The organism is Rhodanobacter sp. Soil772 (assembly GCF_001428385.1).
Taxonomy (GTDB): Bacteria; Pseudomonadota; Gammaproteobacteria; order Xanthomonadales; family Rhodanobacteraceae; genus Rhodanobacter.
In genome coordinates this window covers 47,538-61,787 of the sequence record NZ_LMSK01000002.1, presented here as the reverse complement: position 1 = coordinate 61,787, position 14,250 = coordinate 47,538, and the positions used below count along the sequence as shown (strand labels likewise).

At 59.4% G+C, this 14,250-nt stretch carries 12 protein-coding genes; all 12 read right to left on the bottom strand.

Annotated features, from left to right (window positions below):
• Window positions 1-78: 78 nt before the first annotated feature.
• Window positions 79-1,287: a glycosyltransferase gene (locus tag ASG75_RS07020; RefSeq protein WP_056387185.1), complete on the bottom strand. Its 1,209-nt coding sequence runs from the start codon at window positions 1,285-1,287 to the stop codon at window positions 79-81.
• Window positions 1,288-1,584: 297 nt separating this feature from the next.
• The gene (locus tag ASG75_RS07015) at window positions 1,585-3,099 is read right to left on the bottom strand and encodes an oligosaccharide flippase family protein (RefSeq protein ID WP_082547527.1); all 1,515 of its coding nucleotides are present in this window, start codon (window positions 3,097-3,099) and stop codon (window positions 1,585-1,587) included.
• 10 nt (window positions 3,100-3,109) lie between these two features.
• Window positions 3,110-3,922 (bottom strand): cephalosporin hydroxylase family protein, encoded by an 813-nt coding sequence (locus ASG75_RS07010; protein ID WP_056387181.1) that lies wholly within the window; start codon window positions 3,920-3,922, stop codon window positions 3,110-3,112.
• 46 nt (window positions 3,923-3,968) lie between these two features.
• Window positions 3,969-4,610 carry an acetyltransferase gene (locus ASG75_RS07005; RefSeq protein WP_056387179.1) on the bottom strand — a complete coding sequence of 214 codons (642 nt, stop codon included), beginning with the start codon at window positions 4,608-4,610 and terminating at the stop codon, window positions 3,969-3,971.
• Window positions 4,607-5,731 carry a DegT/DnrJ/EryC1/StrS family aminotransferase gene (locus tag ASG75_RS07000; protein ID WP_056387177.1) on the bottom strand — a complete coding sequence of 375 codons (1,125 nt, stop codon included), beginning with the start codon at window positions 5,729-5,731 and terminating at the stop codon, window positions 4,607-4,609. Before ASG75_RS07000 ends, ASG75_RS07005 begins: the two co-directional genes overlap by 4 nt.
• The gene (locus ASG75_RS06995; RefSeq protein ID WP_056387174.1) at window positions 5,728-6,951 is read right to left on the bottom strand and encodes a class I SAM-dependent methyltransferase; all 1,224 of its coding nucleotides are present in this window, start codon (window positions 6,949-6,951) and stop codon (window positions 5,728-5,730) included. Before ASG75_RS06995 ends, ASG75_RS07000 begins: the two co-directional genes overlap by 4 nt.
• Window positions 6,948-7,502, bottom strand: coding sequence for a dTDP-4-dehydrorhamnose 3,5-epimerase (gene rfbC, locus ASG75_RS06990; RefSeq protein ID WP_056387173.1), 555 nt, complete (start codon window positions 7,500-7,502; stop codon window positions 6,948-6,950). Before rfbC ends, ASG75_RS06995 begins: the two co-directional genes overlap by 4 nt.
• Window positions 7,499-8,575 carry a CDP-glucose 4,6-dehydratase gene (rfbG, locus tag ASG75_RS06985; protein ID WP_235580165.1) on the bottom strand — a complete coding sequence of 359 codons (1,077 nt, stop codon included), beginning with the start codon at window positions 8,573-8,575 and terminating at the stop codon, window positions 7,499-7,501. The genes rfbC and rfbG overlap by 4 nt, the downstream gene beginning before the upstream one ends.
• The gene (rfbF, locus tag ASG75_RS06980; RefSeq protein ID WP_056387168.1) at window positions 8,572-9,342 is read right to left on the bottom strand and encodes a glucose-1-phosphate cytidylyltransferase; all 771 of its coding nucleotides are present in this window, start codon (window positions 9,340-9,342) and stop codon (window positions 8,572-8,574) included. The genes rfbG and rfbF overlap by 4 nt, the downstream gene beginning before the upstream one ends.
• 97 nt (window positions 9,343-9,439) lie before the next feature.
• Window positions 9,440-11,533, bottom strand: coding sequence for a hypothetical protein (locus ASG75_RS06975; RefSeq protein ID WP_235580164.1), 2,094 nt, complete (start codon window positions 11,531-11,533; stop codon window positions 9,440-9,442).
• The gene (locus ASG75_RS06970; RefSeq protein ID WP_157616918.1) at window positions 11,530-13,779 is read right to left on the bottom strand and encodes a tetratricopeptide repeat protein; all 2,250 of its coding nucleotides are present in this window, start codon (window positions 13,777-13,779) and stop codon (window positions 11,530-11,532) included. The genes ASG75_RS06975 and ASG75_RS06970 overlap by 4 nt, the downstream gene beginning before the upstream one ends.
• A 17-nt stretch (window positions 13,780-13,796) precedes the next feature.
• A complete protein-coding gene (locus ASG75_RS06965; RefSeq protein WP_056387164.1) occupies window positions 13,797-14,243 on the bottom strand; it encodes a pilin in 447 nt (148 codons plus the stop codon).
• Window positions 14,244-14,250 lie beyond the last annotated feature (7 nt).

The window sequence follows — 14,250 nt, the reverse complement described above, 5'->3', positions numbered from 1 at the left end:
CCTGCGTCGTCCCGGGTTGCGCCCAATCAGGTGCGGTAGATGTAGGCATGATCACAGTGGATACTGCTACAGATATCGCTACTCAGCTTGCCGTTTGAAGCGGTGACTCAACTCGCGGCCCAGAAAACGCACTGTACCTTTTTTGCCCGGGCGGCCGCGGATGGTGCCAGCGGCAATGCAAGCCTCATGGACGTTCCGGATCGGCAAGTTCTCTGCAAATACCGTATGCATGGCGTTGATGATCTTGTGCGATGTCGAGAGGGGTTGCAGATAGGCGCGTTTGAAGGCGGCCGATCGTCTGGCTGATGCAAAGTCGATGCCGTGCTGCATGGCAAACAGACGGCCCCACTTTTCGATAGATTCGCGGTGAGCCCCAGCGGTGGCAAGAATGACCTCGAGCTGTTGTCGGTGCCCAAATTCCTTTGATGCGTCGCGAAGATGGGCAGACTGCAGATAAGCCTCGTAGACCATCGCTTGAAAAGAAATGGGCAGACTACCGTCTTCGTGCAACGGCATCGCGCCATGAAACGGTATGTTGCTTTCCGAATAAAAAGTCGAAACAGGCGTTGTGTTCTTGTTTTTTTTGATGGAAAACGACGAGTTCCCGGTACTGTGCCTAGAGACTCCACTGACTGCCATGGGGGCATGCATGAAAACGTACCGATCAATCACGCTGGCGACGGCAACCGCCGAGTAGAGGTCGGGATTACAGGATGCAAAGAATGCTCCTGTCTTGCTCTTCACCTTGTTCAAGGTAGCAAGACTGATGAAGCCGCCATCATAAATGACTGGTAGCTGGGGATATTTAGCAACGCCGCGCATGACTTTCCTCAACCAGAGCGATGCCTCGCGCATTTCGATGCCGGAACCCATCGGTACGATCAACTGACCGTTTTCATTGCCCATGATAGCTGGCCAGTGATAGGTGCAGAAGGTCGAACGGATAGCTTCGACACCCGATGTTTCGATGATGTCGGATACGGTCTTGATGGATTCCGGCAGTAGCCCGTCGTCGTCGCCGATGAAACCCACCCATCCCTCGCGAACATGCGAAAGGGCGAACTCCCAGTTATGCGACATATTCAGGCGCTTTCCCGTCTTCACATAGCGGATGCGCTGATCGTTGGCTCGACGTACGACGCCCTCGGTATCGTCTGTGCTGCAGTTGTCGCTGACGATTATTTCGAGGTTATCGTAGTCTTGCGACGTTACTGTGCGTAATGACGATTCCAGTACATCGCAACGCTCGCGCGTGGGAATGATGACGGTGATTTTCGGTGCAGGCATGGATGAAAGGCCGGAAACTGAATCAAAATGCGAGTTGCAGTCTAGCCTGAATCACTCCGCGGATTGCCTTTGATGTCGCGCTGGTGACTAGGGCGCCAAGCTAGCGAGTTCGATTAGCGTGACGCCTGGAATTGCGCGTGGCAGCGGTGCCAACATCAACTTCAGCGTCACCTTTGTCGTGCGGGGGATGGCCGGTGGCAAGGTATCAGTAGATCCAGTGCGCGAGAATCCTGCGGAACAGAGATCAACGCAGCGGCGTGTGCCTATCGCCATAGAAGGGAAGTCGGCCGAGCCGAGTCAACGCCGGGAGGCAAACCATTCGGCCAGCTGTTGCCGCGCCAGATCTCGCACCAGTGGCGCTGCCGCGGCCGCCGATAACAGCGCTGCGCCACTCACTATGGCCAGTTGAAAGGCCCCTTCAAGGTTGCGGGGTAATGCCGGAAGCAGCTGGCTTGCAAGCAGTACTACCACGGCGGCGGCGACTGCGGGAGGGAGTATGTCCCGAATGTACCAGCGAGCCATTTCGCTGCGCAAAAGACGCCGGTGCATAAGCGGAATGCCGACTGCGACAAAGGTGAGATTGATGGCGAACCACAGCCAAGCGGCGCCGACGATGCCGTGGTGTTCGACGGCCCAGATGCAGAAGGGAATGCCAAGGACCAAGGCCACCAGGTTTGTACCCACGGTAAGCCGGGTCCAGCCGTGAGCCAGCTGCAGCGCGTAGGGCAGGTTCATCAATCCATTGAGCGCTGTGCCGGCCACGAGGATCGACAGCGGCAGCGCCAGCCTTGCTGCCGTGGTGGCATCTCCGGTCCACAGGTAGAGCACATCCTGCCCGAAGATGATCAGCACGGCCGCCACGGCTGCCACGACCACCGCGAGGCATTGATTGCTCAGATGGTAGAGGTGGGTCAGTGAATCCTGCTGGTCAAGTGACACCAGCCGGCTGTAGCGCGGGTACAGCGCATTGAACATCGGCTGGATCATGCGACCCATGCCAGCGGCGACGCTCATCGCCAGGCTGAAGTAACCAAGTTCTGCCAGCGGAAGCGTGGCCGATATCACGATGCGATCAAGCTGGGTGAGCATGATCGACAAGGCCATGATGGAGACCAGGCCGCCAGCGAAGCGTCCAGCGGCACGGAGTTCTGCGGCGCGAAAAGCCGACCGCTGCTGCGGGTCAGTTGGCAACAAGTGCCACAGTGCGGCGGCCGATACCAATGACTGACACGCGCCCATGGCGGCGTACCACCACATGAAGGCGCTGATGGTGGGAGAGACCCAGTACAGCACCACCAGCACACCCGCGCCGCGTAGCGTGGCGAACCCGGCATTGATCAGGTTCAGTACCGGCTGTCGTTCGAGTCCGGACAGGCCATTGGCGTAGAAGCTGCTCGGCCACTGCAGCGCCACAGCCAGCCCCATGATCGCGATCGCATGCGCCGTGGTGGCACGGCTGAGGTGTTCGGGGTGCAGCCAGTGATTCGCTAGTGGACCGCTGGCGAGCCAGACTACGGCGACGATCATCAGTGCGATGGGCCAGACCAACCACTCGAACGTGCGCACCAGATCGCCGATGGTATGTGCGGCGCTGGCGTTGTGCACGCGCCGCGCCAGTTCGCGGTTCAGCACGCCGCCCATGCCCAGATCGAACAGCATGGACAGCGCCTGGATACTCAGCATCAGACCCACCAGACCAAACGCCTCCATACCGAGCAGCTTGATGTACAGAGGGATGAACACGACGCCCATCAGCGCCATCCATATCTGCCCAACATAATTCGCCAGGATATTTGTGCGTAGTACTGGCATGGGCAAGGCGCTAGACGCGCCTCAAGTAACCGTCCGGGGCAACCGTGATGAGCAGTTTGCTCTCCAATGCACTGTCGATTTCAAAGGCCAGTGGGGCACCGTCGGCAGCCATGCGTGCTTCCTCCTTCAGGCGACGCAGGTATTCCCAGGTAGCGGTCTTGGGGTTGTTGCCCTTGCCCCAGGGACGATCAGGGAACATCGCATCGGGCAGATCCTCGACCACGGTATCGAACACGATGCAGTAGCTGCCCGGAGAGGTCAGCGGTGCATAGGCCTCGAGTTCGGCCAGCACATGATCGTGGGTATGGTTGGAGTCGAGAATCACCAATATCCGCTGATGCGCCTGCGCGATCTGATGCACCTGGGCAATGATGCTCTCTGAGATCGAGGAGCCCTGAATCATGTCGATCCGGTGCGACATCGGGTGCGCTTCGATGGCGGCGCGATTGTGCGCGCGGATGTCGATGTCGATACCGAGCACGCGGCGCCGGGTGGCCTTGGGATCGAGCACTTCCCCACGCTCGACCGCCTCGCAATAGTCGAGCAGAGCCAGCATGGACGCACTGAGGACCAGCGAACCACCGTGGGCGATGCCCGTTTCGATGATGAGGTCTGGCTTGATCCGCCAGACTAGTTCCTGCATGGCCACCATGTCCTGCGGGTACTGGATGATGGGGCGACCAAGCGAAGAAAAATTATACGAATACTTGTACTGGAGCGAATGCTGGAACCACTGAAAGGCACGATCTTTCAGCAGCTGATCATTTCCCAGGCCGGAAATATTTTCCCGACATTCGCGTTCGAACTGTTCTCTGGCGTCCATTTGATCTTCCACTGATTCGTGTTGCTTGATGGGTACTTGACGCGTGTCAGCGTCGAAGCCCTGTTGCGGGATTGCCCACCACGACCTCATCAGCCGCGACGTCGCGAATCACCACGGCGCCCGCGCCGACGATTGCCGAGCGGCCAATTTTAAGTCGCGGCAAGACAACGGCTCCGGCACCGATAAACGCATACTCGTCAACGCGGACTTCGCCTGCCAGATTCGCCCCGGGACCAATATGGACGCCATCGCCGATCACACAGTCATGATCGATCGAAGCGGACGTGTTGACGATGACCGCGCAACCAAGGGTTGCATTGGAGCAAACGGCCGACATCGCCAGAATTTGAGCACCCTTGCCAATTTTGGCGTCGCTTGCGACGAAAGCGCGAGGATGTATCACGGTCAGTGGCTGCATACCTTGCTGCTGAAGCCATTCCAAAAGGAACAGGCGATCACTTCCCCGGCTACCTCCGATCGCCACGCAGGCGTGAACCTGGCCAGCTCCGGTTCGGCTTGCCTGCCATGAGTGGAACCCCTCTTGGCCGAGATAAATCGGAACATCGGAGAACGGGGAAGGGACTGACCGGTTGTCAAAAACGGCGATCACCTGGAAATCGGAGGATGGCAGGGCCTCACGCAGCACGCGCGCTTGACCCGCCCCACCCCAAATGATCACATCCTTCATGACCCCGGCACCAGCAGCCTGTCCACACAGGCGATGACGCGATCCTGCTCCTCGTCCGTCATGTCGTGATAGCTGGGCAAGTTCATCGCCCTGCCTGACAGTGAATGACTTACGGCATGCTCTGGATGTGACTTGAACGAGGGTAGCGACGACAGCGGCCAGAAGAACACTCGGCCGTCGATATGGTCTGCCTTGAAGGCATCCAGCAGCGCTGCACGGTCAAACGGCACGTCGTCATCGACAACGATGGTTGGCATCCAGTAGCCATTAATAGTATCTGCGGCCTCGGGGTTCATGCGCAGGGGCAGATTACGCAATGCGTTGTGGTAGTACTCGAAGACCCTGCGCTTGCCTGCGATCAGCTCCTCAATGCGTTCGATCTGGCCGCAGCCGATAGCCGCCTGCAGATTCGACATCTTGTACTTGAAACCAATCGTCTCGGGCCAGAACTGTCGCGTTTCCCCGCGTGCGCGTCCATGGTTAGACAAGGTCAGTGCCCGTTCGTACAGCGCATCGTCGTTGGTGACAAAGATGCCTCCTTCACCGGTGGTCACGGTCTTGGTGCCGTGGAAGGAGAACGCGCCGAAGATGCCCATGGAGCCGGCGCGATGTCCATGCCAGACCGAGCCGATCGCTTCCGCGGCATCCTCGATGACGGGAACGCCGTGACACCGACCTATTTCTCGCAGCGCATCCAGCTCGCACAAGTTTCCGTATAGATGCACCGCGAGGATGGCCTTGGTTCTTGGCGTGATCGCCGCCTCCACCGCCGCCGGATCGAGACACCAGCTGTCGGCTAGTACATCGACCAGTACGGGCTTTGCGCCAAGATGGATGATGGGTGCCGCCGAGGCGATCCAGTTGATGTCGCCGAGCACCACTTCGTCACCTGCGCCGATACCCATCGCAGCCATGCCGATATGCAACGCACCGGTGGCACTCGAAGTGGCGATGGCGTACTTCACACCCAAGTGTTGACGAAACATCGCTTCGAAGCGATGGATGTAGTCGTAGCAGCGCTCACCCCAGCCGTTGCTTACGGCATCGGTGGCGTAGCCGATTTCCAGCGTGGTAATCGATGGTTTGGTGTAGTAGATCCGCGGTGTTGCGATGTTGTTCATAGAATGGCCAATTGTGGGACGGCAACAACAAACTGGCCATCCCATTCCCGGACATAGCTGAGCTGGGCCATGATTTCCTCGCGTAGATTCCACGGCAGGATCAGCACGAAATCAGGCCGTTCTTTGCGCAGGCGCGACTCGGCGACGACGGGTATTCGTGACCCGGGCAACCAGTGCCCCTGCTTGTGCGGCGAGGCGTCGACCACGTAGGACAGCAGGTCTGGTCGCACCCCAGCGTAGTTGAGCAACGTATTTCCCTTGGCGGCCGCGCCGTAGCCGGCGACGCGGCGCCCGGCACGTCGTTGCTCGAGCAGGAAGCCCAGGCAATCGTTCTTGACCGCATCGGCCTGCGCCTGGAAACCCTGGTAGTAGGCGCGGCCCTGCATGCCTGTGTCGGTCTCGATGCGCAGCAGTGCCGATACGGCTGGTGTTTCGGCATGCCGACTGTTGGCATGCGATGCCCAGAGGCGCAGCGAGCCGCCATGCGTTGGCAGTTGTTCCACATCCCATATCTTCAGACCATGCGCCGCGAAGATCTGGCGCGCCGTGTGAAAGGAGAAATAGGAAAAGTGCTCGTGGTAGACGGTGTCGAACTGGTGCTTCGCGACCAACTCCATCAGGTGCGGAAACTCGACCGTGATCGACCCCTCGGCAGCCAACGCCAGCGCCAACCCAGCGACAAAGTCGTTGATGTCGGGCACGTGGGCCAGCACGTTGTTCGCCACGATCAGATCGGCGGTCCGTCGCTCGCGCACGAACTCCGCGGCAAAGTCACGGCCGAAGAAACGCTCCAGCGTCTCGATCCCCTTTTGCCGCGCAACGTTTGCCGTACCAGTGGTTGGCTCAATGCCGATACAGGGGATACCGCGCGCGGCGACGTATTGCAGCAGATAGCCGTCGTTGGACGCGATCTCCATCACCAGGCTGTCACGACCCAGCTCCAGTCGGGCAGCCGTGCGTTCGACATAGCGTTCGGCATGCGCGAGCCAGGAGCGCGAGAACGAGGAGTAGTAAACGTAGTCCGGCGCAAAAAGTTCGGCGTGCGACTGCACCTCGTCCACCTGCACCAGCAGACAGTTTCGGCAGGTGAACAATTTCAGCGGAAACCAGGCCTCCGGTGCGCCTAGCGCGTCCGCGGTCAGGAACGCATTGGAGGGTGGCGCACTGCCGAGGTCTAGGAAGACATCTTGCAATGGCGTGGCGCAGTGGCGACATTTCATGGTTGGATTCCCGCGAACCTGCTCTCTTTTACCAATGGCCATTGCCTATCCTTGGTCGAGATCCGTGTCACTGGCAGCGGCCAGGTAATGGCTATGGCGGGATCATCATGGCGCAGTCCTCCCTCCTGTTCACGGTTCCACGCCGCGGTATGCAGGTAGAGCAGTTGCGCGTCGTCGGTTAGCGCCTGAAAGCCATGCGCAAAACCTTCCGGGATGAAGAACTGTGTCGCCCCGTCTTCGTCTAGCTCGACGCCATGCCAGCACAGATAGGTGGGCGATTCGACACGCAGATCGACCGCTACGTCGAACACGCGACCGCGCAGGCAGCGGATCAGTTTGGCCTCGGTGGCCGGTGGATACTGGAAATGCATGCCGCGGACGGTGCCCTTGTCATAGGTCCGGGAGAGGTTGATCTGGCTCCAGTGCAGGCCAAGTCGAATCGTGGTGCACTCGGCCTCGCAGAACAACCGCGAGAATTGGCCACGTTCGTCCTCGACGCGTGTCGTTTCGATCAGGCTGAGACCGGCCAGGGGCGTCGAGTGGAACTTCATGCGGCCCACTCCAGCCCCGCCGTGCGGGCAGCCTCGATGTAGGTTTGCAGGTTCTCACGGCTGCACAGCCGACCGCGCTCGTAATAGTCGCGATACCACTGGATGGTCGACTGCAGTGTGGTCTGTGCGTTCCACACTGGGCGCCACCCCAGTTGCTGTGCCGCCTTGGAGGCATCCAGCCGCAAAATCCCAGCCTCGTGCGGGTGTGGCCCCTGCTGATGTTCGCTGCGCAGTTGTGGCCAGTGCGACTGCATCAGCGCAACCAGCGCCTGCACCGGCAGCGTGGCATCGGCGGCAGGGCCGAAGTTCCATGGTCCCTCGACTGGTTTTCCGGCGAGCAACTGCTGACCCAACCGCAGATAGCCTGACAGCGGTTCAAGTACGTGCTGCCATGGCCGGATGGCCTCAGGATTTCTAATCTGCAGCGTTGAACCGCTGGATGCGGCGCGCACCATATCCGGCACCAGCCGGTCTTGCGACCAATCGCCACCGCCGATGACATTGCCTGCGCGTGCCGTGGCGACGCGCGGTCCGGAGTCGTTGAAAAAGCTCTTGCGGTAGCACTCCGTCACCAGTTCGGCGCAGGCCTTGGAGGTACTGTACGGATCATGCCCACCCAGTGGGTGATCTTCTCGATAACCGGCGACGGTGGCCTGCTCCAAGTAGACCTTGTCGGTGGTGGCGTTGACGAGGGCGCGCACCGACGGCGTGGCGCGCACAGCCTCAAGCAGGTTGACCAAGCCGAGTACGTTGGTGTCAAAGGTGGCGACCGGTTCGTGATAGCTGCGCCGAACCAGCGGCTGCGCCGCCAGGTGGAAGATGACTTCCGGCTGGGCCAGCTCCAGGGTTTGCCGTACCGCAGGGGCATCGCGCAGATCCACCTGCAGGTCGCGCACGTTGTGCAGTCCAAGCAGCTTCCAGTGCGCCGGTTCGGTGTCCGGCGCGAGCGCCAGACCGGTAACACGTGCGCCCAGTGCGGTCAGCCACAAGCAGAGCCACGAACCTTTGAAACCGGTGTGCCCAGTGACCAGCACTTGGCGATCAGCGTAGGCGCCACCAAACAGATCGTTCAAGGCCAGACTTTCCATGGGGCATGGCCGTTTTGCCAGAGTTCTTCAAGTTTCAGCTTGTCACGCAGCGTATCCATTGGCTGCCAGAAGCCGGCGTGCATGTACGCGGAAAGCTGGCCATCACGCGCAAGCGCCTCCAGCGGGTCGCGCTCCCATATCGTGGCGTCACCTTTGATGTAGTCGAATACACCGGGCTCAAGAATGAAAAAGCCGCCATTAATCCACGAGCCATCGCCGGAAGGCTTTTCCTCGAAGCGAGTGATCCGGTTGTCCTGAATATCGATGGCGCCGAAGCGCCCCGGTGGCTGCACCGCGCACATGGTGGCCAGGCTGGCTCTGGTCTTGTGGAAGATCAGTTGTGCCGTGACATCGATGTCGGCGAGGCCGTCGCCATAGGTGAAACAGAACGTCTCGCCATCCAGATAGTTTTCGACCCGCTTCAGACGCCCACCGGTCTGTGTCTGGTCGCCGGTATCAACCAAGGTGACCCGCCACGGCTCGGCATGCTGCTGGTGCACGTCCATGCGGTTGTTGGCCAGGTCGAACGTGACGTCCGACGTGTGCAGGAAATAATTGGCGAAGTACTCCTTGACCATGTAGCCCTTGTAGCCCAGGCAGATGATGAAGTCGTTGATGCCGTGCTGCGAGTAGATCTTCAGGATGTGCCAGAGCACCGGCTTGCCGCCAATGTCAATCATCGGCTTGGGGCGCACAGTGGTTTCTTCGCTGATCCGCGTACCCAGACCACCGGCGAGGATGACTGCTTTCATGAGAACCTGGCTTAGTCGATGACCTGATGGTCAAAGCTCAAGGATAAATGGTTGGCGAAGGAAAGAAATCTCTCTGCCGGCCCGGAACGGGTAGCGATCAACGCAACCCTGGCAATGCGCGCAATGTGGACAGATCTTGATCCAGTCTTCCGCCTATGTTCAAGGCAGTCAGTTTCCTCAGTGCCAACTCGGCTTCCGCGTTGCGGCCTTGTACGGCCAGCATGCGAATCAGAGTGATCTGGTAAGCCGGTTCGCTCGGGTTGGTTTTGACAGCCTCTCTGGTCATGCGTTCGCCGAGTTCATGGTCATCCAGCACGTTCCACGCGTAATCGCCGTATGTGGCGAGTAAGCGGGCGCTGGGGTTGGGGTGCGAGAGGGCTGCTACGAACGATCCCATCATGCGACCCGTCGGGAGGTCGCAGCGTTGTTCGCGCACGCATTGAGTCAGTGCACCCAGTGAACTCTCGTCCTGTACGCCGGGTTTGTGTGCTTTCAGCTTGGCAACCATGCTGTCCCACCAAGCATCCTTCAGTGGCAGATGCATGCGCGAATTCATGAAAATCAGTGCCTGTTCCGGCAGGATTGACGAACCAGGCGTTGCGGCGGCCTTTTCCAGTGGTGCGTAGGCCAGCTTGGTGAAAGGCGAGGTGGGATCGTAGTGTGAATAGATGATGTAGGTACGGCCCAGCTCGTATTGCGCACGGGGTGATCGTGGCGCGCGGTTGGCGAGGTCTTCGGCGAGCCGAAGCGGGTCGCCCCAGGCGTGGGCTGTCAGCGCGGTAAGGGCTGTCCAGCACAGCATCAAGCCGGCGAACAGCGCGTAGCGCGGCAGCGCCATCGGCAAGGCAGTGACGCCTTGCGTAGGCGCGACGAGCAGCGGCACGATTGCCAATAACAAGCCGAAACTCGCAAAGTAGTTTCGGTGTTCGTAGATCAGCTCCAGTGGCAGGATGGTGCCGGTGAGCAGCTGGCAGCCGAGGAACAGCGCGATGCCGAGCGCCACTAGCGGCCGGCGCTTGCGCAACCAGACTATCGACGCTGTCAGGGCAGCCAGCATCACTATGCTGGCCAGGGTGGTCCATGGCGTCAGGAGTCCGCTCGAGATGTAAAAGTTATCGTGATAGAACGACAGCGCACTCGGCGTCGGCAGCAGCGTCCACCCGATATAGTCGACGATGATGCGCGCCTCGCTGAGTAGGCGCGTGGCCAGAGTGAAATTCCGGGTGGCCCAAACCTCGGGGTTGAATATGCCAGGCAGCAGCCACGCCAGTCCCAAGGTCATAGGTAGCGCAAGCACAAGCAGAAATAGAGCGATGATGCGTCGATCACGGCGCCTAACTGGCGGTGCTTCGGATGCTGTAGCTGCGGTGACGTCCCGGGGGCGCTGAAAGCCGAACAGGAGCCATTCGATCAACAAGGCATATAGCGGCAGCATCACCGCCGTTTCCTTGGCCAGGATACCCATGCCGGTGCAGACGATGATGCTGGCAAAGCATAGGGTGAAGCCTCGGGTGCTGGCTGAAAAGTGCGTCCTTCCCAGCCCGCCCCCGCTTGCAGGGGAGGGCGCATAGCCGCTGGCGGCGGTCACTTTCAGCGTGCGCTGGCGTCCGATGACATAGCCGATCAAACCCAGCAGGACGAACAGGTTGGCCAAGCTTTCCATGCGTTGCACGACGTAGAGCACCGCCGTAAGGTTGATTGGTAGCAGCATCCAGCCCGTGGCGATCAGCGCGGCAACGATACCTGCGCGTGCGCCTGTTACATCCGGATTCCCCTTCGCTGTGACGGCGACATCGGATGCGACGTCCTTTGTGGATGCTGCCCATAGCAGCGCCCTGCACAGTAGAAACACCAGTAGTCCATTCAGCAGGTGAATTACCAGATTGGTCAGTTTCATCCAGTAAGGGTCAAGACCTGTGGTGAGGTAATTAGCTGCAAAGCTCAGCGAGGCAAGTGGTCGTTTGAATTCACTTGATGGTGATGACAGCGCGGCGCGCACCAGCGAGGGCACACTGGCGTCATGTGGTTGGACGCCGTGGTTGTCGACGACATTGGGGTAATCGTCGAATAGGTAAGTGCCAGATAAACCGCTGCTGTAAACGGCAATAGTCAGTATCAAAGCCGTAAACAGCAGCCACCAACCAAGTTGACTCCTGCTGGTAAGGCTAGGCGTGCTTGATGCTGTGCTCATTTGCCGTTGGTATCCCTGTCTTGGACGTCTTTTTGCAGTGTATCGCGCAGATGAGCGATCTCGTTGGGCCAATAATTTTGATATTGCAATACCTTGGCGTGCAACCAAGGCATCCCGAAAGACGAGGTCGGTCGCAGGCTGCGCACGGCTTCATAGTGCTTGAGATGCGCCAGACCATCATCGGGGTAACCGAAGGAGCCCAGCAGTGCGGCTTGGTTCAACGCTGCCGCAGGGCGCACGTCCTGATCCAGTGCCGCGTTGAAATAGCGCAGCGCCAATTCGGGGTTGCGCCTTATCAACGCGATACGGCCCTTGAGGTACAGCAAATCCTGTTGCCGGCCGCTGACCGTCGCGAGTCTGTGGTTGGCCAGACCTGCGTCGACGAAACTTTCCAATGAAATCAGATCGAGCAAGCGACAGCTTCCGGTCGTGGCGGTTGAGATGCGTTGGTCGAGCCACTGCGTCAGCAGAGTGCCAGGATCGCGCATGGTCGACATCGCCAGTCGTGCCCGCTGCAGATCGTTTGGGCTCAGCGCGCCGAGCATGCATTGAGCATCGATGAGGTTGAAGGCTAGTTGTACTTGCGCCGGCTCCGCGTGCAGTGCAGGTTCCAGTCGCGCTAATGCCCGCTGAGGCTGGCCGGATGCTGTTTCCAGTTGCGCCGCGTTGGCTTGAGCGCGCGGCGAATGCGGGTTGAGCATCGCCCACAGGATCGTTTGCTCACGGGTATCTCCCCATAATGTGGCGCGCGCATGGGTCATCCATGCGAGGCCGCACAAGAGAAGCACTGCAATGGTAGCCTTGAGCACGGTCGCACGTTTCGCCATCCAGCCATCGTCGACCGCTGTGAGCGATACCAATCGACCGGTGGGGAAACTCACTCCGCATAGCCACAGTGCGAGCGGCCAGAACATCAGCACCGCAGGCAGGTAGTTGCGGTGCTCGAAATACAGTTCCAGCGATATCGTCGTCGACTCCATCGACTGAGCAACGAAATAAAACAACAGGGCTAACGCCAATGCGGCGTATTTCTTGCGCAGAATCCAGGCGCCGACAATCAGGCCGAAAACGGCCAACACCGCAGGCAGCGTCGTAACAGGTGACCACAGTGATTGTGATGCCTGGATCTGATCGTTGAAAAGACCGGCGGTAAATGGCCTGGGCATCCACAGTAGGTCGAGGTAATCCAGCAATACGCGTGTTTCGGTGAGTAGCCGCTGTCCCATCGTCCAAGGTCGCAACGCAGAAACGCCATGGACAAATCCCATCCAGCCCAGATACAGCAGATAGCTGCTTATCGCCAGAGTTGGCAGACCCGCCAGTAACCACATCGACAATCGGTATATGTAAGGGACTGCCTCGGCCCCAGGATGCTTCTCCACTGTAATCGTCGTGTCCCTGTCCAGCGAGGAAGTGGTAGCAGGTATGACTCGAGATGGCTTTCCTACAAAAATGTGCGCTGTGGAATCAGGGTTCAACCATACGAATTCAATCACCAGCGCCAAGGCGGGCAGTAGTGCGCCATTGGCTTTGCTCAGCACAGCCAGTAGCGTGCAAACACCAAGTCCCAGAGTGATCGAGAGCAGACCGCGCAGGGTCCGTCCCTTCAAGACGTCGCCTCGTCCTCGTAGCCAAAGCGTCAGACCCAGCAGGCTAAAGAAAGCTGGCAGCATGGCCTCACGCTGAATGATGTAGAACGTGGTCGATACAAACAGTGGATGCAGTAGCCAGAACCCGGCGCCAAGTATGGCGGCCATATCGATCCGCAAAGCACGGCGGCTGGCACCTGTTGCAAGCGGCGTCACGTTGGCCTTGCATCTCCCGAGCTGCCTTAGCAACAGCATCAGCATGCCCGCGTTCGTCAGGTGCAGTAGAAGATTGGTGCGCTTGAACGGATAAGGATCCGCGGGCCAGTCATGTGCATCGGCAAGAAAGCTCAGCAATGCTATCGGGCGGCCTGTGGGATCCGCGATGCCCGATGTCACGTAGCGCCAGAAAGCGGCCCAATTATCTACAGGCCCAGTGGCGCCAAGGGTTGGCAAGTTGGCGAAATCGTCAAACAGAAAGCCACCGTGTAACCCCGGCGCGTAGGCAATCCAGGCCATGACCAAGACGGCGACGATCAATGTGGTCAGCGCCAGCAGACGAGCGCCGGAACGATGAGACTCAATCACAAAATCAATCTGCTCGCAGATGGGTGGCAAAAGCTCAACAAAAAAAGGGCCACGCAAGGTGGCCCTTTTCACTCAGAGCAGAGTCTGTATTAATTGCGGCACGAGGTCGGCAAGTACTTCGGATCGACGGTGGTGCCGCCGCTGGGCAGGCAGCTCCACGCAATCGAACCAGCGTTGACGATCGGTGAAAGAACAAAGACTTTGGTGGCGATCTTCGCGTTCGAGGAATTACCAAAGAGCGCGGTGATTTTGCCGGTGGAGGTGCCGACTGTGACCGATGCCACATACTTGCCCGAGATCGAACCAGGAGCAGCGGGCAGGCCAGCAGACGCGTTGTTGAGCGGGAATGTGCCCGTGTTGGAGTAGAACTCGGCGACGGCCGTCTTTGCACCGTCGGTCAGCACAGCACCTTCCGACACCTGCGTACGGATCAGATAGTCCTGATAGGCCGGGATGGCGATGGCGGCGAGGATCGCGATGATCGCAACCACGATCATCAGTTCGATCAGGGTGAAGCCTTTCTGCATGCTCTTCATGGTGGTT